Annotated in this window: 18 protein-coding genes; 11 read left to right on the top strand and 7 right to left on the bottom strand. The window is 71.7% G+C overall.

Translation table 11 applies throughout. From position 1 onward, the window contains the following. The first annotated feature begins 26 nt into the window (after positions 1 to 26). Both groES and groL read left to right on the top strand, forming a co-directional pair. Positions 27 to 335, top strand: a complete 309-nt coding sequence (gene groES / locus NP777_RS35110) for a co-chaperone GroES (protein WP_014054228.1) — start codon at positions 27 to 29, stop codon at positions 333 to 335. A 94-nt stretch (positions 336 to 429) separates the two neighbouring features. Beyond that, complete coding sequence (gene groL, locus NP777_RS35105; RefSeq protein WP_256654234.1) at positions 430 to 2,055, top strand: chaperonin GroEL; 1,626 nt, start codon at positions 430 to 432, stop codon at positions 2,053 to 2,055. An 87-nt stretch (positions 2,056 to 2,142) separates the two neighbouring features. Here groL and NP777_RS35100 read toward each other — a convergent pair whose 3' ends face one another. Both NP777_RS35100 and NP777_RS35095 read right to left on the bottom strand, forming a co-directional pair. Next, positions 2,143 to 2,916: an SDR family NAD(P)-dependent oxidoreductase gene (locus NP777_RS35100; protein WP_256654233.1), complete on the bottom strand. Its 774-nt coding sequence runs from the start codon at positions 2,914 to 2,916 to the stop codon at positions 2,143 to 2,145. 97 nt (positions 2,917 to 3,013) lie between these two features. After that, positions 3,014 to 3,700, bottom strand: a complete 687-nt coding sequence (locus tag NP777_RS35095; protein ID WP_256654232.1) for an MOSC domain-containing protein — start codon at positions 3,698 to 3,700, stop codon at positions 3,014 to 3,016. A 79-nt stretch (positions 3,701 to 3,779) separates the two neighbouring features. Here NP777_RS35095 and NP777_RS35090 point away from each other — a divergent pair, with 79 nt between their 5' ends. Beyond that, a complete protein-coding gene (locus NP777_RS35090; RefSeq protein ID WP_256654231.1) occupies positions 3,780 to 4,700 on the top strand; it encodes a LysR family transcriptional regulator in 921 nt (306 codons plus the stop codon). Between the two features lie 227 nt (positions 4,701 to 4,927). On the opposite strand, the gene NP777_RS35085 is transcribed toward NP777_RS35090, so the two are convergent. Next, a complete protein-coding gene (locus NP777_RS35085) occupies positions 4,928 to 5,242 on the bottom strand; it encodes a WhiB family transcriptional regulator (protein WP_014054233.1) in 315 nt (104 codons plus the stop codon). A gap of 408 nt (positions 5,243 to 5,650) precedes the next feature. On the opposite strand from NP777_RS35085, the gene NP777_RS35080 reads away from it, so the two are divergent. The 4 genes from NP777_RS35080 to NP777_RS35065 all read left to right on the top strand — a co-directional run bounded on the left by NP777_RS35080 (position 5,651) and on the right by NP777_RS35065 (position 10,072). Further along, the gene (locus NP777_RS35080) at positions 5,651 to 6,262 is read left to right on the top strand and encodes a response regulator transcription factor (RefSeq protein WP_003948568.1); all 612 of its coding nucleotides are present in this window, start codon (positions 5,651 to 5,653) and stop codon (positions 6,260 to 6,262) included. 290 nt (positions 6,263 to 6,552) lie between these two features. After that, the gene (locus NP777_RS35075; RefSeq protein WP_256654230.1) at positions 6,553 to 7,164 is read left to right on the top strand and encodes a sigma-70 family RNA polymerase sigma factor; all 612 of its coding nucleotides are present in this window, start codon (positions 6,553 to 6,555) and stop codon (positions 7,162 to 7,164) included. Positions 7,165 to 7,321: 157 nt separating this feature from the next. Continuing rightward, positions 7,322 to 8,824 carry an IMP dehydrogenase gene (guaB, locus tag NP777_RS35070; RefSeq protein WP_256654229.1) on the top strand — a complete coding sequence of 501 codons (1,503 nt, stop codon included), beginning with the start codon at positions 7,322 to 7,324 and terminating at the stop codon, positions 8,822 to 8,824. Between the two features lie 120 nt (positions 8,825 to 8,944). Beyond that, positions 8,945 to 10,072 (top strand): GuaB3 family IMP dehydrogenase-related protein, encoded by a 1,128-nt coding sequence (locus tag NP777_RS35065; protein WP_256654228.1) that lies wholly within the window; start codon positions 8,945 to 8,947, stop codon positions 10,070 to 10,072. An 85-nt stretch (positions 10,073 to 10,157) separates the two neighbouring features. Here NP777_RS35065 and NP777_RS35060 read toward each other — a convergent pair whose 3' ends face one another. Next, positions 10,158 to 10,847, bottom strand: coding sequence for a hypothetical protein (locus tag NP777_RS35060; protein WP_256654227.1), 690 nt, complete (start codon positions 10,845 to 10,847; stop codon positions 10,158 to 10,160). A 208-nt stretch (positions 10,848 to 11,055) separates the two neighbouring features. Further along, positions 11,056 to 11,499 (bottom strand): hypothetical protein, encoded by a 444-nt coding sequence (locus tag NP777_RS35055; protein ID WP_256654226.1) that lies wholly within the window; start codon positions 11,497 to 11,499, stop codon positions 11,056 to 11,058. A gap of 89 nt (positions 11,500 to 11,588) precedes the next feature. Between NP777_RS35055 and NP777_RS35050 the strand changes: the two genes are divergently transcribed. Further along, a complete protein-coding gene (locus NP777_RS35050) occupies positions 11,589 to 12,746 on the top strand; it encodes a rod shape-determining protein (RefSeq protein WP_256654225.1) in 1,158 nt (385 codons plus the stop codon). A 181-nt stretch (positions 12,747 to 12,927) separates the two neighbouring features. Next, complete coding sequence (locus NP777_RS35045; RefSeq protein WP_256654224.1) at positions 12,928 to 15,156, top strand: DUF6049 family protein; 2,229 nt, start codon at positions 12,928 to 12,930, stop codon at positions 15,154 to 15,156. A gap of 60 nt (positions 15,157 to 15,216) precedes the next feature. Here the strand turns inward: NP777_RS35045 and NP777_RS35040 are convergent, their stop codons facing one another. Beyond that, positions 15,217 to 16,488, bottom strand: a complete 1,272-nt coding sequence (locus NP777_RS35040) for a nucleotide sugar dehydrogenase (RefSeq protein ID WP_256654223.1) — start codon at positions 16,486 to 16,488, stop codon at positions 15,217 to 15,219. 197 nt (positions 16,489 to 16,685) lie between these two features. Here NP777_RS35040 and NP777_RS35035 point away from each other — a divergent pair, with 197 nt between their 5' ends. Continuing rightward, entirely contained in the window at positions 16,686 to 18,392 is a 1,707-nt protein-coding gene (locus NP777_RS35035) for a glycerol-3-phosphate dehydrogenase/oxidase (RefSeq protein ID WP_256654222.1), read from the top strand. 68 nt (positions 18,393 to 18,460) lie between these two features. Here the strand turns inward: NP777_RS35035 and NP777_RS35030 are convergent, their stop codons facing one another. Then, entirely contained in the window at positions 18,461 to 19,648 is a 1,188-nt protein-coding gene (locus NP777_RS35030) for a serine hydrolase domain-containing protein (protein ID WP_256654221.1), read from the bottom strand. A 200-nt stretch (positions 19,649 to 19,848) separates the two neighbouring features. On the opposite strand from NP777_RS35030, the gene NP777_RS35025 reads away from it, so the two are divergent. After that, positions 19,849 to 21,888, top strand: a complete 2,040-nt coding sequence (locus NP777_RS35025) for a serine/threonine-protein kinase (protein WP_256654220.1) — start codon at positions 19,849 to 19,851, stop codon at positions 21,886 to 21,888. The last annotated feature ends 157 nt before the right edge of the window (positions 21,889 to 22,045 follow it).

Below are 22,045 nucleotides of genomic sequence, written 5' to 3'. Positions count from 1 at the left end.
AGATCTCCGAAGGGGGAGGTCGGATCGTGACGACCACCAGCTCCAAGGTTGCCATCAAGCCGCTTGAGGACCGCATCGTGGTCCAGCCGCTCGACGCCGAGCAGACCACGGCTTCGGGCCTGGTCATTCCGGACACCGCCAAGGAAAAGCCCCAGGAGGGCGTCGTCCTGGCCGTGGGCCCGGGCCGCTTCGAGGACGGCAAGCGCCTTCCGCTCGACGTCTCCGTCGGTGACGTCGTGCTCTACAGCAAGTACGGCGGCACCGAGGTGAAGTACAGCGGCGAGGAGTACCTCGTCCTCTCGGCTCGCGACGTTCTCGCGATCGTCGAGAAGTAATCACCGAAGTTTTGCCTATGAGCCGTGCCCCGGTGCCCGTGTCATCTGAAACCGGGGTCGGGGCACGGTTCGTTTGAGAGGACATACGCAACTCATGGCGAAGATCCTGAAGTTCGACGAGGACGCCCGTCGCGCCCTCGAGCGCGGCGTCAACAAGCTCGCGGACACCGTCAAGGTGACCATCGGCCCCCGCGGCCGCAATGTCGTCATCGACAAGAAGTTCGGTGCCCCCACCATCACCAACGACGGTGTCACGATCGCCCGTGAGGTCGAGGTCGAGGACCCGTACGAGAACCTTGGCGCGCAGCTCGTCAAGGAGGTGGCGACCAAGACCAACGACATCGCGGGTGACGGCACCACCACCGCCACCGTGCTGGCCCAGGCCCTGGTCCGCGAGGGCCTGAAGAACGTGGCCGCCGGCGCCTCCCCGGCCGCCCTGAAGAAGGGCATCGACGCGGCGGTCAAGGCCGTCTCGGACGACCTGCTGGCCACCGCCCGCCCGATCGACGAGAAGTCCGACATCGCCGCCGTGGCCGGGCTGTCCGCGCAGGACAAGCAGGTCGGCGAGCTGATCGCCGAGGCGATGGACAAGGTCGGCAAGGACGGTGTCATCACCGTCGAGGAGTCCAACACCTTCGGTCTTGAGCTGGACTTCACCGAGGGCATGGCCTTCGACAAGGGCTACCTCTCGCCGTACATGGTCACCGACCAGGAGCGGATGGAGGCCGTCCTCGACGACCCGTACATCCTGATCCACCAGGGCAAGATCTCCTCCATCCAGGACCTGCTGCCGCTCCTGGAGAAGATCATCCAGGCCAACGCCAGCAAGCCGCTGCTGATCATCGCCGAGGACGTGGAGGGCGAGGCCCTCTCCACCCTCGTCGTCAACAAGATCCGCGGCACCTTCAACGCCGTCGCGGTGAAGGCCCCCGGCTTCGGTGACCGCCGTAAGGCCATGCTCGGCGACATCGCCACCCTTACCGGCGGCACCGTCATCGCCGAGGAGGTCGGCCTCAAGCTCGACCAGGTCGGCCTGGACGTGCTGGGCACCGCCCGCCGCGTGACCGTCACCAAGGACGACACCACGATCGTCGACGGTGGCGGCAAGAGCGACGAGGTCACCGGCCGCGTCAACCAGATCAAGGCCGAGATCGAGTCCACGGACTCCGACTGGGACCGCGAGAAGCTGCAGGAACGGCTCGCCAAGCTGGCCGGCGGCGTGTGCGTGATCCGCGTGGGCGCGGCCACCGAGGTCGAGCTCAAGGAGAAGAAGCACCGCCTGGAGGACGCCATCTCCGCGACCCGCGCCGCGGTCGAGGAGGGCATCGTCTCCGGTGGTGGCTCCGCGCTGGTCCACGCCGCGAAGGTGCTGGAGAACAGCCTGGGCCTGGAGGGCGACGAGGCCACCGGTGTCGCGGTGGTCCGCCGCGCCGCGGTCGAGCCGCTGCGCTGGATCGCCGAGAACGCCGGACTCGAGGGCTACGTGATCACCTCGAAGGTCGCCGAGCTCGAGAAGGGCCACGGCTACAACGCGGCCACCGAGGAGTACGGCGACCTGGTGAAGGCCGGCGTCATCGACCCGGTCAAGGTCACCCGCTCCGCGCTGGAGAACGCGGCGTCGATCGCCTCGCTGCTGCTCACCACCGAGACCCTGGTGGTCGAGAAGCCGGCCGAGGAAGAGGCCGAGGCCGCGGGCCACGGCCACGGTCACGCGCACTGACGCTCCGGCGTTCCGCCACGAGCAGCGCGAAGGCGCGGCCGCCCCACGGGCGGCCGCGCCTTCGTGTGTTCCGGTTCCACCGGACGGCTAGCCCTTCGCGGGAGGGCGGCCGACCTTGGAGGAGATGGAGGAGAGGGCCGACCGCGGGGCCAGCTTCGCCAGGCTCGACATCGCCTTGTAGCGCGGATCCGGGATGGACAGCGACTTGCCCCGGGCGAAATCCTTCAGCGCCGCCGTGACCAGCCGGTCCGCATCCAGCCACATCCAGCCCGGCACGCTGGTGTCCTTGATCCCCGCCCGCGCGTGGAACTCCGTACGGACGAACCCCGGGCACAGCGCCATGAGCCGCACCCCCGAGCGGGCCAGGTCCTTGGCCGCGCCCTGCGTGAACTGCACGACCCACGCCTTGCTCGCCCCGTACGTCCCGCGCGGGAAGAAGGCCGCGACCGACGCCACATTGATCACCCCGCCGCGCCCCCGGTCGCGCATCGTCCCGGCCCCCGCGCTGGTCAGTCGCAGCACCGCCTCGCAGTGCAGCTTCAGCATCCGCAGCTCATCGGCGATCGGCACCTCCAGATAGCGGGCGCGGTTGCCGAAACCGGCGTTGTTGACGAGCAGATCGACCGGGTGGGTACGGTCCTTCAGCCGGTCCTCGACCGCGGCGATCCCGTCATCCTCGGAGAGGTCCGCCACCAGCACGTCGGCCTCCACGCCGTGCCGGTCGTGGAGATCCGCCGCCTGCTCCCGCAGCCGCTTCTCGTCGCGTGCGACGAGCACCAGATTGTGCCCGTCGGCGGCGAGCCGGCCCGCGAAGGCGGCGCCGATGCCCGCGGTGGTTCCGGTAATCAATGCAGTCGTCATACGCGCACGTTATCGGCCATGGCGGGCCCCGGCGGACCGCCGAGCGGCACCGCGAGCGATCTGCGCCGGAATGCGTGCTTCCGTCAGTCCGCTTCCGTCAGATCGCCTGCGTGGACCGGTACTTCAGGGCGGTCTTCCGCGCCTCCGGATGCAGCGCGTCACCGGCCGCCAGCACCCTCGGCAGCAGCTCCCGCTCCGTGGTCTCGGCGCGGAAGAGGAACGCGACCGTCACCTCGTGGTCGGGCCGGTGCACGATCTCGACGGGGTCGCCCGAGCGGATCTCGCCGGGCTCGAGCACCCGCAGATACGCGCCGGGGACGGCGGCCTGGGTGAACCGCTTGAGCCACCCCTGCTCGCCCAGCCAACCGGCGAACGTACGGCACGGGATCCGCGGTGAGGTCACCTCGAGCAGCAGCTCGCCCCCCACCCGCCAGCGCTCGCCGACGAGGGCGCCGTTGACGTCGATACCGCTGGTGGTGAGGTTCTCACCGAAGGCGCCGTTGGCCAGCTCGCGGCCCAGCTCCCGCTCCCAGACGTCGAGGTCCTCCCGGGCGTAGGCGTAGACGGCCTGGTCGTCGCCGCCGTGGTGGCGGAGGTCGCAGACCGAGTCACCGGCCAGACCGCTTCCGGCCCGGCCCTTCGGCCCGGGGGCCGCGACCCGTACCGGGCGGTCGACGGGCCGCTTGTCGATACCGGTGCCGCCGGGCCAGTCGGTGTGGGCGCTCGGCAGCGCGCGGCCGACGTTCACGGTGAGGACGGTTGAGGGGCGTGGAGTATGCGGCATGACCGCACCGTAAGGCAGTGAGGTCAAAGCGTCGACGTAATATCCCGGCCCGTACCCAAGGGTCCCTTATGCTCAAGGCATGATCGAGGCCCGCCATCTCAGAGTGCTGCGCGCGGTGGCCGCCACCGGCTCCTTCTCCGCCGCCGCCCGTGAGCTCGGCTGCACCCAGCCCGCCGTCAGCCAGCAGATGAAGGCTCTGGAGGGCGCCGCGGGCACCCCGCTGCTGATCCGCAGCGGCCGCGAGATGCGGCTGACCGAGGCGGGCCGGGCGCTGGTGCGGCACGCCGGCGGGATCCTGGCCGGGCTGACGGCCGCCGAGGAGGAGGTCGCGGCGATCGCCGGGCTGCGCTCGGGCCGGGTGCGGCTGGTGTCCTTCCCCAGTGGCAGCTCGACCCTGGTGCCCATGGCGCTCGCCGAGATGCGCGCGGCGCACCCCGGGACGCGGGTCTCGCTCGTGGAGGCCGAGCCGCCGGGCTCGGTGGAGATGCTGCGCTCGGGCGACTGCGAGATCGCGCTGGCCTTCCGGTATCCGCAGGTGAGCGCGGAGGCGGAGGCGGCCTCGGGGGGTGGCGGCGAATGGGACGACCTGATCCTGCGGCCGCTGCTGAGCGATCGGCTGGTGGGCGTGGTGCCGGAGGGGCACAAGCTGGCGGGCGCCGGGGCGGTGGGGATCGCCGAGCTGGCCGGGGAGCCGTGGATCGCGGGCTGCCCGCGCTGCCGGGGGCATCTGGTGGAGGTGTGCGAGTCCGAGGGCTTCACCCCGCGGATCGACTTCGCGACGGACGACTATCCGACGGTCGTCGGCCTGGTCGGGGCCGGGCTGGGGGTCGCGGTGCTGCCCGAGCTGGCGCTGGAGTCGGTGCGGACCAAGGGCGCTACGACGGTGGAGGTGGAACCGGCGGTGCGCCGGGAAGTGGTGGCGCTGACCCTGCCCGACCTCGCCCGCGTCCCGGCGGTGGCGGCGACGCTGGACCGGCTGGAGCGGGCCGCCCGCAGATGAGCGCCGGGCGCACCACCCCGCGCGCCGTCCGCACACGCGGCGGCTGGTGACATCGCCGGATGGCGGCAGGCCGGGTGGCGGCAGGCCGGGTGGCGGCAGGCCGGGTGGCGGCAGGCCGGGTGGTGACAGGTCGGACGGCGGCGGGCCGGATGGCGGCGGGCCGGGTGGTGGCAATCCGGATGGCGGCAGAAGGAACGTTTCTTCAGTCGGCCGGGATCAGGCCGTGCTCAGGAGCCCGGGGCGCCCGTACCGGCGACCGCGCGGTGCCGCGCCCGCCCCATGAGCTCCTCGCGCTCGTCCTCGGTCAGCCCGCCCCACACTCCGTAGGGCTCGCGTACGGCAAGGGCGTGGGCCGCGCACTGCGCCCGTACCGGGCAGCGCATGCACACCTCTTTCGCCGACATCTCGCGTGCGCTCCGGGCAGCGCCGCGCTCCCCCTCCGGGTGGAAGAAGAGCGAGCTGTCGACCCCGCGACACGCGGCCAGGAGCTGCCAGTCCCACAGATCGGCATTCGGGCCGGGAAGACGGGAGAAATCTGCCATTGCCTTATCTCCTCGAAGCGATCGACTGCGGACGCTGTGTCCTGGTACGTACACCTACGGTGTAAGTAGATGTAAATATGACTCATTGCGAATCTAGCCACACAGACCGCCAAATTGGAAGCAAGGTCGCCAAATGCCACCGAAGGGACTGCCTCGGGGGCTGCCCTATGGGGGAGGCGCGAGGGACGCGACCGGCGCGACGAAGCTGCTCCGTGTTCGCGCCCTCACGTAGAGTGTCGAAGGTGGCCGCCGAACCCCGTAACTCTTTCGGGTGACCGTCGTTGAGAGTGCGGAGGCGGTTGATGGGTAAAGCTCTCGGACAGATATCCGGGGCTGTCAATCGCTCAGGTGACGATATGTACCAGCCTGGAGGCTCAAGGTGACGCGCATCAGCTGCGGAGGGCGGCCATGACATCCGTCCTCGTCTGCGACGACTCCCCGCTTGCCCGAGAGGCGCTGCGCCGCGCGGTGGCGACCGTGCCCGGCGTCGAGCGTGTGACGACGGCGGCCAACGGCGAGGAAGTCCTCCGCCGCTGGGGTGCCGACCGCTCGGATCTGATTCTGATGGACGTACGGATGCCCGGTCTAGGCGGGGTCGAGACCGTGCGGCGGTTGCTCTCCGCCGACCCCGGCGCCCGGATCATCATGCTCACGGTCGCCGAGGACCTGGACGGGGTGGCGCTGGCCGTGGCCGCCGGCGCCCGTGGCTATCTGCACAAGGACGCCTCGCGCGCCGAGTTGCGCGCCACCGTGACCCAGGCGCTCGCCGACCCCACCTGGCGGCTGGCCCCGCGCCGGCTGCGCTCGGCCGAGATGGGCGCCGCGCCCACGCTCACCGCGCGGGAGATCCAGGTGCTCGAGGGCATGAGCCACGGCCGGTCCAACGCGGAGATCGGCCGCGAGCTGTTTCTGTCCGAGGACACGGTCAAGACGCACGCACGGCGGTTGTTCAAGAAGCTCGGCGCGTCCGACCGGGCGCATGCGGTGGCCCTCGGGTTCCGCTGGGGTCTGGTCCGCTGATTCGGCCACGACCGTTCTGACGTGCTGCGCAGCGGGGGCGCGACGGTCCCCGCCCGTCGGGTGGCGGGCGGGGCGAGAGCGTGCGCGGCGAGCGCTGTGGTGGTGGCCTGTATCAGTTCCCCGCGCTATGCCGCATCCTTGAGGGTGTGGAGTTCCTCGGGGACGAGTCGGTCGGGCGTGAGGGGAGAGCGCAGGACATGACGACAGCCGGCGCACCTGCTCATAACGCTTCAGCGCACAACTACGGACGCGATGCCACGGAGCCCCCGGGCCCGAGGCACCATGGATGGATGCCGCGCGACGACGAGAGCCCAGGAGCCCCCAAGGGAGTTCCCGGGGGTACGGGGACGATCGGCGCCCTCGTCGGGCGCGCGGCCGAGGGGGACGAGCAGGCCACCCACGATCTGCTGGCCCTGGTCCACCCGCTGGCCCTTCGCTACTGCCGTACGAGGCTGTCCCGACTTCCTGGTGACGCCCGCCACTTCGTGGACGACCTGGCGCAGGAGGTCTGTCTCGCGGTGCTGTGCGCGCTGCCGCGCTACCGCGACACCGGAAAGCCCTTCGAGGCGTTCGTGGTGGCCATCGCCTCCCACAAGGTCGCCGATCTCCAGCGGGCCGCCATGCGGCACCCGGGCTCCACGGCCATCCCCTCGGACGAGATGCCGGAGCAGCCGGACGATTCGCTGGGGCCCGAGGAGCGGGCGCTGCTCAGCAGCGACGCGGAGTGGGCCAAGAAGCTGCTGGCCAACCTTCCGGAGAACCAGCGCGAGCTGGTGCTGCTGAGGGTCGCGGTCGGGCTGACGGCGGAGGAGACCGGGCAGATGCTCGGGATGTCCCCCGGGGCGGTCCGGGTCGCCCAGCACCGGGCGCTCAGCAGGCTGCGTGCGCTCGCCGAGCAGTGAGCCCGGGGCCCACCGGAAGTTCTGACCGGCTCGTTACCTTGTTGTGCCTTCCGCATTCAGCAGGTCGCTGAGAAGTTATCCACAGGGTGGAATGAGGCACTCGGGGAGCCCGTTAGCATGGGAGTCCGCGCTGGGGCAAGACCATTGGAAGGGTGTCATGACTGACAACGTCGACGGAGTGCCTGAGAAGTTCGCCATGCTCGGGCTGACGTACGACGACGTGCTGCTGCTGCCGGGCGCCTCCGAGGTGCTGCCGAACGCGGTCGACACCTCGTCCAGGGTCTCCCGGAACGTGCGGGTGAATGTGCCGCTGCTGTCCGCCGCCATGGACAAGGTCACCGAGTCCCGGATGGCCATCGCCATGGCCCGGCAGGGCGGCGTGGGCGTGCTGCACCGCAATCTGTCCATCGAGGACCAGGTCAACCAGGTCGACCTGGTCAAGCGGTCGGAGTCCGGCATGGTCACCGACCCGATCACGGTCCGGCCGGACGCCACGCTGCACGAGGCGGACGCGCTGTGCGCGAAGTTCCGCATCAGCGGTGTGCCGGTCACGGACGCCGTGGGCAAGCTGCTCGGCATCGTCACCAACCGTGACATGGCCTTCGAGGTCGACCGGGGCCGTCAGGTCCGCGAGGTCATGACCCCGATGCCGCTGGTCACCGGCAAGGTGGGGATCTCCGGCGAGGACGCGATGCAGCTGCTGCGCCGCCACAAGATCGAGAAGCTGCCGCTGGTCGACGACGCGGGCGTGCTCAAGGGCCTGATCACGGTCAAGGACTTCGTGAAGGCCGAGCAGTACCCCCACGCGGCGAAGGACGCGGGCGGCCGGCTGGTCGTCGGCGCCGCCGTCGGTGTCGGCGACGAGTCGTACGAGCGGGCGCAGGCGCTGGTCGAGGCCGGGGCCGACTTCCTGGTCGTGGACAGCGCGCACGGCCACAGCCGGGGCATCCTCGACATGATCGCCAAGGTCAAGTCCAATATCGCGGTCGATGTGGTGGGCGGCAATGTCGCCACCAGGGACGGCGCCCAGGCGCTGATCGACGCGGGGGTGGACGGGGTCAAGGTCGGCGTCGGCCCGGGGTCGATCTGCACCACGCGCGTGGTCGCGGGCATCGGCGTGCCGCAGGTGACGGCGATCTACGAGGCCGCCCGCGCCTGCCACGCGGCCGGGGTGCCGCTGATCGGCGACGGCGGTCTGCAGTACTCGGGCGACATCGCCAAGGCGATCGCGGCCGGTGCCGACACCGTGATGCTGGGCAGCCTGCTGGCCGGCTGCGAGGAGTCGCCGGGCGAGATGGTCTTCATCAACGGCAAGCAGTTCAAGTCCTACCGGGGCATGGGCTCCCTGGGCGCGATGCAGACGCGCGGCCAGGCCCGCTCGTACTCCAAGGACCGCTACTTCCAGGACAACGTCCTGTCCGAGGACAAGCTGGTCCCCGAGGGCATCGAGGGCCAGGTGCCCTACCGCGGCCCGCTGGCCTCGGTCGCGCACCAGCTGGTCGGCGGTCTGCGGGCGTCGATGGGCTATGTCGGCTCGGCCAATGTGGCGGAGCTGAAGGAGAAGGGCCGCTTTGTGCGGATCACCGCGGCGGGCCTCAAGGAGAGCCACCCGCATGACATCCAGATGACCACCGAGGCGCCGAACTACTCCGGCCGTTGATCCGCGCTGTCCGTTGATCCGTGTTGTCCGCGCCGTCCGCACCGTTTCACCCGGGCGACCTTGCGGCGATGCGGGCAGGGATACTGGGACGGCTGTTCGTGAACAGGGAAAGGCACCCACGTGACTGAGATCGAGATCGGGCGCGGCAAGCGCGGCCGCAGGGCGTACGCGTTCGACGACATCGCCGTTGTGCCGAGTCGTCGCACCCGGGACCCGAAGGAGGTCTCGATCGCCTGGCAGATCGACGCCTACCGCTTCGAGCTGCCGTTCCTGGCCGCGCCGATGGACTCGGTGGTCTCGCCCCGCACCGCGATCCGCATCGGTGAGCTCGGCGGCCTCGGGGTGCTCAACCTCGAGGGGCTCTGGACCCGTTACGAGGACCCGGAGCCGCTGCTGGCGGAGATCGCCGAGCTGGACGAGCGCGCCGCGACCACCCGGATGCAGGAGATCTACGCCGAGCCGATCAAGGAGGAGCTGATCGGCCAGCGCCTGAAGGAGGTGCGGGACGCGGGCGTGGTGACCGCCGCGGCCCTGTCCCCGCAGCGCACGGCGCAGTTCTCCAAGGCCGTGGTGGACGCGGGGGTCGACATCTTCGTGATCCGCGGCACCACGGTCTCCGCCGAGCATGTCTCCGGTGCCGCCGAGCCGCTCAACCTCAAGCAGTTCATCTATGAGCTGGACGTCCCGGTGATCGTGGGCGGCTGCGCCACCTACACGGCCGCGCTGCACCTGATGCGCACCGGCGCGGCCGGCGTGCTGGTGGGCTTCGGCGGCGGCGCCGCGCACACCACCCGCAATGTGCTGGGCATCCAGGTGCCGATGGCCACGGCGGTCGCCGATGTCGCCGCCGCCCGCCGGGACTACATGGACGAGTCCGGCGGCCGCTATGTGCATGTGATCGCCGACGGCGGCGTCGGCTGGAGCGGCGATCTGCCGAAGGCCGTCGCCTGCGGCGCGGACGCGGTGATGATGGGCTCCCCGCTGGCGCGGGCCACCGACGCGCCGGGCCGCGGTCACCACTGGGGCATGGAGGCCGTGCACGACGAGGTGCCGCGCGGCAAGCGGATGAACCTGGGCACGGTGGGCTCCACCGAGGAGATCCTCCTCGGCCCCTCGCACACCCCCGACGGCTCGATGAACTTCTTCGGCGCGCTGCGCCGCGCGATGGCCACGACCGGCTACTCGGAGCTGAAGGAGTTCCAGCGGGTCGAGGTCACGGTCGCCCCGTCGGCCCGCGACAAGCGCTGAGCGCGTCTCAGCAGTTGATTCGGCAAGGGGAAGGCCCCGACCGCGAAGCGGTCGGGGCCTTCCCCTTGCCGTGTCGCTCGTGGGCTCAGCGGTTGCTGATCCGGTAGGCGGTGCTGACCGCGGCGACCGGCGCGAGCGCGATGAAGATGTAGGTCAGCGCGTCGGAGTCTTCCTTCCACGACTTCCACAGGTCGCTGAAGTGGTCGAAGAAGATCTCGTTCGAGGAGAGCACCTGGCTGCTGGCGCCGCCGCCGATCTTGTCGGCGTAGTTGCTCATCACATCGTGCAGGATCATGGCGTAGCCGTAGAGCTCGCCGAGGAACACCGCGGCCAGGGCCAGCACCGCGCCGACCACCCACAGCCCCGTGTTGCGGCCGCCGAGCTTGGCGACCGCCAGTCCGATGAGCGCGCCGACGACCACACCGGCGTACGCGAACTGCGTGACCTCCGGCGGAGTCTTGTCCGTGTCCGCCATCGCGCTCAGCAGGAACGCGTAGAGGAACGCGCCGACGACAGTGGCCACGAGGGCGGCGCCCACGGCCAGCAGCGGGTTGCCCGGCCGGCCGACCGGCGGCGCGGGCGGCGGGAAACCGCCGCCGAACTGCGGCTGGGGCTGCTGGGGCTGCTGGGGCTGCCCCTGCGGGTAGCCGTAGCCGGGCTGCTGCGCGGAGCCGTACCCACCGGCCTGCTGGGGCGGAGCGGGCTGCTGCGGATAGCCACCCGGCTGCTGCGGGTAGCCGCCTGGCTGCTGTGGCTGCTGCCAGTTCTGGCTCATGGAATTCCCCCGGGGATGAAGGTGTTGAGACCGCGTTCCGGGGACAGCTCGACTGATGAGCGGCTGCGGGCTGGGAACGCGGAAGGAAACTTTCGAGCCATAAAAGTAACAGGCAGGGATGACAACCAGACAAGTCGTGTCTGACGTCCGTGACATGGCTGGGACCGGACGGAGACACGTCGGCCCGGCATATGGGGATTCGTCGCCGCTATTCGGTGATGCGCTTCGCTACGAGGTAACTTTCCGCTCCCGCCACGGCGTAGAAGGTGATGTCGTTGCGTCCCAGGATGTGGTCGCGCCAGTAGTCCATCACCTGGCCGAAGTGCTCGGTCAGAGTGTCCGTGGTGGGCCAGGAGCTCTCGTCGCCCATCAGCACCGCGGCGCCGATCAGTTGCGCCAGCGAGACGCTGACCACGGCCAGCGGTATGCCGATGAGCGCCAGCAGCGGGGCCCGGCCGCCCAGCTTGCCCAGCGCGGCGCCGGTCAGCAGCCCGATGCACAGCGCCCAGTAGCCGACCTCCTGGCCGCGGTGGCCGATTTTGCCCTGGATGAAGCCGAAAACCAGGGCTCCGAGCAGGGCCGCCGCGATGCCCGCCGCGAGCCCACGGGCCGGTCGTGGGGCCTGAGCTGCGGAGGAAGCGGACGCGATCATGCCCGCAAGGTAGCAGTGGTATGGCCGCACGGTGGTGCGAATGACATCAGTGCCGGGACAGAATCCGGCATAAGCAATAATGTCAACTTATGGCGCAGAACAAGTCGTTCAATGGGCGTGACATGGGTATCGACCTCGGCACCGCCAACACACTGGTGTACGTACGGGGCAGGGGGATCGTGCTCAACGAGCCGTCGGTTGTGGCCGTGAACACAGTCGACGGCAGTGTGCTGTCGGTGGGTTCGGCGGCCAAGGAGACCATGGGGCGGACGCCGACGAACATCGTCGCCGTGCGGCCGCTGCGCGATGGCGTGATCGCCGATTTCGAGATCGCCGAGCGCATGCTGCGGTACTTCATCAAGAAGGTCATGGGCAGCCGTCGCCTCGCCCGTCCCCGGGTGGTGGTCTGTGTGCCCTCCGGGATCACCGGCGTCGAGCGGCGCGCGGTGATGGAGGCCGCCACCCAGGCCGGGGCGCGACAGGTGCATCTGGTCGAGGAGCCCATCGCGGCGGCGATCGGCGCGGGGCTGCCGGTGAGCGAGCCGACCGGCTGCATGGTCGTCGACATCGGCGGCGGTACGACCGAGGTCGCCGTGGTCTCGCTGGGCGGCATCGTCACCGCGCGGTCGGTGCGGACCGCGGGCGACGCGATGGACGTCGCGATCAGCTCCTATGTGAAGAAGCAGTACGCGCTGGCGATCGGTGAGCGGACCGCCGAGGAGATCAAGGTCTCCATCGGATCCGCCTCGCCCACCGGGCCGCTGTCCGTACCGCGGGTCTCGGAGTCCGTCCGGCGGCCCGAGCGGAATGTCGAGGTGTTCATCCCGGGCCAGAGCGAGGACAACGAGGACACTCAGGCGCTGCTGCCGCCGGACCGCTGCACCATCCGCGGCCGGGACCAGGCGACCGGGCTGCCCAAGGTGCTCGAACTGACCTCGGACGAGGTGCGGCACGCCCTCTCCGAACCGGTGGACAGCATCGTCGCGGCGGTGCGGGCCACGCTCGACGAGACCCCGCCGGAGCTGGCGGGCGACATCATGGACCGCGGCATCGTGCTGACCGGCGGCGGGGCCCTGCTGCGCGGTCTGGACGTACGGCTGGGGCGCGAGCTGAACATCCCGGTGCTGGTGGCCGACGACCCGCTGGACTGCGTGGCCATCGGCACCGGCCGCTGCGTGGAGGACTTCGCCTCGCTGCGCACCGCGATGGACGCACGGCCTCGCCGGCCGGACGCCGTGCGGGTGTGACGCCCAGGCGCTCCGCCGGGAATTCCGCGATCCGCCGAGGACGCCTCGGGGCGGCCCCGGCGGGGCCCCCGGGCGGCCGCCCTGAGCGTGCGGCATCGTCCCCGGCGTGGTGGGCTGGTGACACCGCGTCGGTCCCGTGCGGCGCGGGCGGACGGCAGGCGCGGGCGTCGAGGCGGTGGTCGTGGGTCGCGGCAGGACGTACCGGCGGACGGTCGTCGCGACCGTCACCACGATCCTGGTCGCGATCACCTCCCTCCTGCCGGCGCCCGCCGGGGCAGCGGCGATGGTCCCGGCGGACGGCCGCCGGGCTCATGCGGCCGCCACACCGCACGGCCGTGGGCCGGACGATGCCCCCACGGCCCACGCCCTCTCCCGCCGGTACCCCGTGTCCGTCGAGCTGGCTTCCCTCACCCCTGCCGTGATCCGTCAGGGCGGCGAGCTGAGGATCAGCGGGCGGGTGACCAATACCTCCGGGCGGCGGGTCGGGGCCGTGCGGATCGGGGTGCGGATCGGGGCCTCCGGGGCGATCGACACCCGGGGCGGGCTCGCCACCGTGGCCCGCCGTACGCCCCTGACCCGGGCCGACGGCCCCGAGGTGCGGGGCCGTACGGCCCGTCTCGCCCCGCTGGCGACCGGCGCCGAGCGGGGCTTCCGGCTCACCGTGCCCGTTCCCGACCTGGGGCTGGACGGCGCCGGGGCGTACGCGCTCACCGTGCACGTCGTCCGCGCGGACGGCGCGGGCGCCGGGACCGTGCTCGGGCTGACCCGCACCCATCTGTCCGCGTACCCCGACGCCACGCGCCTGGAGCCGCTGCGCACCACCGTGCTGTGGCCGGTGCTGGACACCCCGCGGATGGAGGCGCTGACCCTGCGCACCCAGGACAGCGTGCTGCCGGTCTTCCGTGACGACCAGCTGACCGCCGCCTTCGGGCCGGGCGGGCGGCTGCGGCGGCTGGTGGAGATGGGCAAGGGGCAGCCGGTCACGTGGGTGCTCGATCCGGATCTGATCGTCCAGGCGCGGGCCATGGCCGCCGGCTACCGGGTGGCCCGTACACCGGGCGACACCGATCCGCGGCAGGCCGCCGAGGGGAAGGGCGGCGAGGCGGCGGCGGGCTGGCTGGCCGCGCTCCGTGCGGCGGTCCGGGGCCGGGAGGTGATCGCGCTGCCGTACGCGGACCCGGACCTGGCCTCGCTCGCCCGTGGCGGCGGCGGCCCGCTCGCCGGGCTGCTGCGCCGGGCCTCGCGCACCGGCCGGAACGTGGTGGACCGGGCGCTGGGCGTCCACGCGCGGGCCGGTGTGGGCTGGCCCGCGGGCGGCGAGCTGGACGACGGGATCGCCCGGTACGCCAAGGGGCTCGGCCTGGACACGGTGCTCGCCTCGGGCGCCGGGGTGGCCTCCGCCGGTGAGCTGGTCTCCGAGGGGGCCACCGACGACGGCGCCGTCTCGCTCGAGGACGGCACGACCGCGCTGCGCTATGACGCGGCGATCGCGTCCCAGCTCTTCGCGAGCCACCCGGCCGCGGGCGCCTCCGGCGCGCCCGCCCGGCTGCTGCTGCGCCAGCGGCTGCTCGCCGAGACCCTTACGGCCGTGCGGGAGCTGCCGTACGCCCGCCGCGAGCTGGTCATGGTGCCGCCGCGCCGGATGCCGCTCGCGGTCGGCCGGGTGCTGCTCACGGTGGTCGCCGAGGGCCGTAAGGCGGGCTGGCTGGAGCCGGCCGGGTTCGCGGCCGCGCTGCGGAAGCCCACGGCGGGGCGGCTGCGCGGGTTCGACGGCTATCCGCTCGCGCGGCACGCCTCCGAGCTGCCGCCCTCCCGGCTCGCGGCCGTGGTCCGGGACCGGCGGCGGATGCGCGCCCTGGCCAAGGTGCTGTCGGACGCGCGGGCGACCGCCGCGTCCGTACGGGCCGCACTGGCCCGCTCCGTCGCGACCGCCTGGCGCGCCGACCCGGCGGGTGCGGCCTCGTACCAGCGGGGGGTCTCCCGCTATCTGACCGCCTCGATCGCGTCGGTGCGGCTGGTGCCGAAGTCCACGGTGGTGGTGACCGGGGGCTCGGCGACCATCCCGGTCACCGTCGACAACGGCCTTCAGCAGGACCTCACCGGGGTGGAGCTCCGGGTCCTCTCCAGCCGCCCCGAGCGGCTGACCGCCCGGGACCCGGCGATGCCGGTCCAGGCGTCGCGCGCGGTGAGCCGTACGGTGCGGATACGGGTGGAGGCGTACGCGAACGGGCCGGTGCGGCTGACCGCCCAGCTCTACACCATCACCGACGGCAGGCCCTGGGGCGCGCCGATGACGTTCACGGCGGATGTGCGGTCGGTGCCGTCGGGAGCGGTGATCTTCGTGCTGGGCGGGACGGGGCTGATCGTGCTGGCGGTCGCGTTCCGGCTGCGGCGTACGCGGACCCGGTGACGGCGGGGCGCGAGGCGATGACGAGGGGGACAAGGGGCCCGAAACGCGGCCCCGCGCGCCTCACAGCCGGTGCGCCGTCCCCGCCGGTCCCGCCCCCCTGGTGTCCAGCAGCAACTGGGCCTTCACCGAAAGCCCCCGCAGGTCGTAGGTGCGGTGCGGCTGCAGCAGGACGGTCAGGTCGGCGTCGGCGGCCGCCTCGTACACCGAGTCGGCGCGCCGTACCTCACGCCCCAGCACCCGCCAGCGTGTGACGTACGGGTCGTGGTAGCTCAGCCGGGCGCCCAGTTCGATCAGCCGGGAGGCGATCTCCCGGGCGGGCGAGCCCTCCGCGTCGGCGACATCGGCCTTGTAGCCGACGCCCAGCAGCAGTACGTGCGCACCGCGCGCCGACTTCCCGTATTCGTTGAGCAGGGCCGTGCAGCGGCGCGTGACATAGCCCGGCATCCGCCCGTTGACCTGCTGCGCGAGCTCCACCATGCGCAGCGGGATGCCCAGGCCGCGCTGTGGGTCGGCCATGTGGCCGTGGTCGACCGGCACGCCGTGGCCGCCGACGCCGGGGCCGGGCCGGAAGGACTGGAAGCCGAACGGCTTGGTCTCGGCGCAGCGGACCACGTCCCACACATCGACGCCGAGGTCATGGCAGTACACCGCCATCTCGTTGACCAGGGCGATGTTGACGTGCCGGTAATTGGTCTCCAGGACCTTGACCGTCTCGGCCTCGCGCGTGCCGCGGGCCCGGACGACCTTCTCGGTGAAGCGCCCGTAGAAGGCGGCGGCGGCCTCGGTGCAGGCGGGGGTGAGGCCGCCGATGACCCTGGGGGTGTTGGCGGGGCCGTGGGCGCGGTTGCCCGGGTCGTGGCGGCAGGGGGAGTAGGCGAGGTGGAAGTCGCGCCCGGCCCGCAGCCCGGATCCCTCCTCGAGAAGCGGGCGGAGGAATTCCTCGGTGGTCCCGGGGTACACGGTCGATTCCAGCAGAACGGTGGTGTGCGGGCGCAGCCTCGCCGCGAGCGTGCGGGCCGCCTCGCCGACCGCCGACAGATCCAGTCTGCGGTCGTCCCCCAGCGGGGTCGGCGCGCAGATCACAGCGGTGCGGACGCGGCCGAGTTCGGCGGGGTCGGCGGTGATCCGGAAGCCCTGGGAGGCCATCCGGCGCAGCTCGGCGGCGGAGAGCAGGCCCTCGCCCGAGCCGGCGGGCAGCCGGCCGGCCCGGAGGTCGTGGGCCGCGCGCGGATCGGGGTCGTAGCCGACGGTGCGGACACCGGCGGCGGTGGCCGCCCGGGCGAGAGGAATACCGAGATGACCGAGTCCGATGACGGCGAGATCTGCGGGCATGACGTCGTGTCGTCCTTCCCGGGACGATGTCGGATGGCGCAAAGGCAGACTAAGCGGAAATATGACTCGTATTCAGTATTGGTGAGGGGTGTTGACACGGTGTCGCGTCGACGGCCGGAGCAGCGGCATGGCACGGACGGGAGAAAGCCAGGAAAATCGGCAGGGCGGCGTGGCGTCGATCACAACGGGAGGCAGCGGTGAAGACACCGGCACTGGGACCGGCCGAGCGCGGCGAGGCGCTGGCCCGGATGGCGGACCGTGAGCTCGATGTGCTGGTCGTGGGCGGCGGAGTGGTCGGCGCGGGCACCACACTCGACGCCGCGACGCGGGGCCTGGAGACCGGTCTGGTCGAGTCGCGGGACTGGGCCTCCGGGACCTCCAGCCGGTCCAGCAAGCTGATCCACGGCGGACTGCGCTATCTGGAGATGCTGGACTTCGCACTGGTGCGCGAGGCGCTGAAGGAGCGCGGACTGCTGCTGGAGCGGATCGCACCGCACCTGGTCAAGCCGGTGCCGTTCCTGTATCCGCTGAAACACCGGGTCTGGGAGCGGTTCTACGCGGGCTCGGGCGTCGCGCTCTACGACACCATGTCGATCTCCTCCGGGCACGGCCGCGGACTGCCCGCCCACCGCCATCTGAGCCGCGGGCGGGCGCTGCGCGTGGCCCCCTGCCTCAAGAAGGACGCGCTGGTCGGGGCGTTGCAGTACTACGACGCCCAGATGGACGACGCCCGCTATGTCACCACGCTCGTGCGCACGGCGGCGGAGTACGGCGCCCATGTGGCCAACCGCGCGCGGGTGGTCGGCTTCCTGCGGGAGGGCGAGCGCGTGGTCGGCGCCCGGGTGCACGATCTGGAGCAGGGCGGCGAGTTCGAGGTCCGCGCCCGGCAGGTGGTCAACGCCACCGGGGTGTGGACCGACGAGACCCAGGCGCTGATCGGCGAGCGCGGCCAGTTCCACGTCCGGGCCTCCAAGGGCATCCATCTGGTGGTGCCCAAGGACCGCATCCACTCCACCACCGGGCTGATCCTGCGCACCGAGAAGAGCGTGCTGTTCGTGATCCCCTGGGGCCGGCACTGGATCATCGGCACCACGGACACCGACTGGGACCTGGACAAGGCCCATCCGGCCGCCTCCAGCGCCGACATCGACTATCTGCTGGAGCATGTCAACGAGGTCCTCGCGGTGCCGCTGACCCGTGACGACGTGGAGGGCGTCTACGCCGGGCTGCGCCCGCTGCTGGCCGGGGAGTCGGACGCCACCAGCAAGCTCTCCCGCGAGCACACCGTCGCCCATCCGGTGCCGGGCCTGGTGGTGGTCGCGGGCGGCAAGTACACCACGTACCGGGTGATGGCCAAGGACGCCGTGGACGAGGCGGTGCACGGCCTCGACCGCCGGGTCGGGCCCTGTGTCACCGAGGAGATCCCGCTGGTCGGCGCCGTCGGCTACAAGGCGCTGTGGAACGCCCGGGAGCGCATCGGCCGGCAGTACGGGCTGCACGCGGCGCGGATCGAGCATCTGCTCAACCGCTACGGCTCGGCGACGCAGGAGGTGCTGGACCTGATCGCGGGCGACGCCTCGCTGGGGAAGCCGCTCGCCGGGGCGGAGGACTATCTGCGCGCCGAGGTCTCCTACGCCGCCTCGCACGAGGCCGCCCGCCATCTGGACGACGTCCTCACCCGCCGCACCCGCATCTCCATCGAGACCTTCGACCGCGGTACCCGCTGCGCCCGCGAGGTGGCCGAGCTGATGGGGCCGGTGCTGGGCTGGACCGAGGACCAGCTCGACCGGGAGGTCCAGCACTACGAGAAGCGGGTGGAGGCGGAGCGCGAGTCGCAGCGTCAGCCGGACGACCTCACGGCGGACGCGGCCCGGCTGGGCGCGCCGGACATCATCCCGCTGTAGGAGGCCGCTGTAGGAGGCCGCTGTAGGAGACCGCTGTAAGAGGCCGCTGTAGGAGGAGGTCGCGTGTCTTACTGGCCGTGTCCTACTGGGTCTTGCCGGCGAGGACAGAACTCCGTCTCGAGCAGGGACGTTTCGGCGGTCAGGCCCGAGGCGGCCGTGCTGTTGAGCCGGTAGGCGAGGCTGTGGCGGCCGTCGGGGGCGGCCACGGCCAGCGCGTAGGAGCCGTTGATCTCGCCGTTGTGACCCCACAGCGTCACCCCGCACGCCAGCCGCACCGGGAACAGCCCCATGCCGTACCGGCCGTCGGAGGCGGAGGTGTTCCGCATCTGCCGCAGCTCGGCCCGGGGCAGGACCTTGCCGCGCAGCAGTCCGGGGAGGAGGCGGCTCAGATCGTCGAGCGTGGAGACCAGTTCCCCCGCGGCCCCGGCCGAGGAGGGGTTGAGGTTGGTGACATCGCGCCGGGCGCCGCCGTCCCCGGCCCCGCCGTTCCGCGTGTACGCGCGGCCGTGCGGGTCCGGGAGGGCGGTACGGGTGCCGGGGAAGGAGGTGCCGTGCAGCCGCAGCGGGGCGAGGACGTCGCGCCGGGCCTCGGTCGCGTAGGAGCGGCCGGTGACCCGCTGGACGACCATGCCCAGCAGTACGTAGTTGGTGTTGGAGTAGCGCCAGCCGGCCCCGGGGGCGAAGTACGGGCGGTGCGCGACGGCGGTCCGCACCAGGGAGGCGGGGGTGCGGGTGCGGTCGGTCGCGTGGGACAGCTGGCGCGCCACCCTCGGGTCGGCGGTGTAGTCGTACAGCCCGCTGGTCTGGTTCAGAAGCTGACGAATCGTGATGGTCCGGCCGTCGTTGCCCCGGCCCCGGACCAGCCCCGGGAGGTGCTCCTCCACCGTGTCGCCGAGGTCGAGCCGCCCCCGGGCGGCGAGCCGCAGCGTCACCGCCGCGATGACGGTCTTGGTGAGGCTGCCCGCCCGGAAGTGGTCGCTCCGGTGGATCCGGCGTCCGGTGCGGACGTCCGCGACCCCCGAGGCGAGGTACCGCGTGCCGCCGCCCTCCCGGCGGATGAGCACCGCGGCGCCCGGCGCGTCGCCCTGGGCCGCCAACCGCCGTACGGCGGCGCGCAGGGCACCGTCACGCCCGCTCTTGGCGCCCGGACTCGCGCTCGCCCGCGGGTCCGCGTCCCGGCCCGGTTCCGTGGCCGCCGCGCCGCAGCCGGACAGGACGACCGCGAGGGCGGTCGCGAGCGCCACGGCGGTCGGCATACGGCTCCGCCTGTGCCATCGTATTGCGGAGATGGGCATGACACGGACCTCCGTTTCCTGCGTACTTCCAGATGGTCGCAGGTACCGCGGTGGCCGCCGCGCCGCGCCCCGGACCCGGGGCGGTTTCGGGTCCGCGGATGAGAGACAATGGATGCTCTCCCAGGGTGGGTTCAGGGTGGGTAGATTTGCAGAGGGGTCGCATGTCGGAGGCTGAGAAGACGCAGGGTTCGACTGGGCGCCTCCTCGCCGGGAGGTACCGGCTCGGGGAGATTCTCGGTCAGGGCGGCATGGGGACGGTCTGGCGTGCGAGTGACCAGACCCTCGGCCGTACGGTCGCGGTCAAGGAGCTGCGCTTCCCGTCCAGCGTGGAGGAGGACGAGAAGAGACGGCTCATCACCCGCACGCTGCGCGAGGCGAAGGCGATCGCCCGGATCCGCAGCAACGGCGCCGTCACCGTCTACGACGTGGTCGACGAGGACGACCGCCCGTGGATCGTCATGGAGCTCATCGAGGGCCGCTCCCTCGCCGATGTCGTCCGCGACGACGGCCCGCTGACCCCCAAGCGCGCCGCCGAGGTCGGGCTCGCCGTCCTCGATGTGCTGCGCGCCGCCCACCAGTCGGGCATCCTGCACCGCGATGTGAAGCCCTCCAACGTGCTGATCTCGGACGACGGCCGGGTCGTCCTCACCGACTTCGGCATCGCCCAGGTCGAGGGCGACCCGTCGGTGACCTCGACCGGCATGCTCGTCGGCGCGCCCTCCTACATCTCCCCGGAGCGGGCCCGCGGCCAGAAGCCGGGTCCGCCGGCCGACCTGTGGTCGCTGGGCGGGCTGCTGTACGCGGCGGTGGAGGGCGTACCGCCGTACGACAAGAGCACGGCCATAGCGACCCTGACGGCCGTCATGACCGAGCCGGTGGAGCCGCCGAAGAACGCGGGCCCGCTGGAGGAGGTCATCTACGGCCTGCTCACCAAGGACCCGGACCGGCGGCTCGACGACGCCGGGGCGCGGGCGCTGCTCGATCATGTGGTGAACGGGCCCGAGGTCACCAAGGCCCCCGCCGACGCGACCCGCACGATGAGCCTGCCGCCCGCCCCGTCGAAGGAGGACGAGGCAGCGGCCGAGGCCAAGGAGACGGCCGCGGCGGAGCGCAGGCGCGGCGCGCTGAAGTCGGTGCGCAACGCGGCCGCCGCCGCGGCGGTGAAGAAGACGGGGGACAAGAGCGAGGCGAAGCCGGAGTCGGCGTCGGCGTCGGGCGCGAAGTCCGGTGCGAAGTCCGGTGCGAAGTCCGGTGCGACGTCTGGAGCGGCGTCTGGAGCGGCGTCTGGAGCGGCGGGTTCCGGGGCCGCGGGCTCCAGGTCGGACGCCGCGACGCCCGAGGCCGCGCCCGCCCCGCGGCCTTCCCTGCCGCCGCGCGCCTCGATCACCGATGTGGTCCCCAAGCGCACGCTGATCATCATCGCGGTGGTCGTGGTGCTCGCCATCGTGGCCACCGTGCTCGCCATCGTGCTGAACAGCGGCGGGGACGGCGGCGACGACGCCAAGGGCTCCTCCGGCGGCGACAAGTCCGCCTCCGCCGGGGCCTCGGGCGGCTCCAAGGAGGACCAGGGCAAGGGCACCGACAAGACCGGCCAGTCGGCGGGCGAGTCACCGAAGACGGAGGACTCCGGCGGTAAGCAGAGCGGTCAGCCGGATGCCTCCAAGGGTTCGGACGACAACTCGGGCAAGGGCGGCGGAAGCGGCGACAACAGCGGTAAGGGCAAGGGCGACGGCGGTAAGGGCGGCCTGCCCGAGGGCTACAAGACCGTCAAGAGCTCCGACTTCCCGTTCAGCATGGCCATGCCGGAGGGCTGGTCGGTCCACCCCGGGAGTTATTCCGGAAGCCGTAAGTACTACGGCGGCTCCAGCATTCCGCGTATTCAGATCGACTTCACCAACGCGCCGAAGTCTGACGCGGAGGCGGACTGGCGCAAGGGCGAGGAGAACGCCCGCCGCACCATGTCCGGCTACAAGGGCCTCGGCATCAAGTCGGTGGACTGGCACGGCTATCCGACCGTCGCGGACTGGGAGTTCGAGCGCGACCAGGACGGCAAGCGGGTCCGGGCGCTCAACCGCGGCTTCAAGGCGGACGGCAGTCATGGCTTCGCCATACTGATCACCTGCGAGGCGAGCAAGTGGGACGACAAGGAGTGTGTGACCCTCCGGCAGACCGCCTTCGACACGTTCAAGATTACGGACTGAACACTCCTGTCGGCGAAGCGTCGTTCGGGCACGTATCGTGAGAGGCCCTAGACTGTGCGCAGCCGCAGGAACCCGCCAAAACGACCATATTTGAAGGGTTTCAGGCTGCGCTGACCGCTGATGAGGGCGGCGTTGGTCGCGCGCTTGGGGAGGCGTC

Source organism: Streptomyces rugosispiralis, from assembly GCF_024505145.1.
Taxonomy (GTDB): Bacteria; Actinomycetota; Actinomycetes; order Streptomycetales; family Streptomycetaceae; genus Streptomyces; species Streptomyces rugosispiralis.
This window is presented reverse-complemented; position numbering and strand designations above follow the sequence as displayed.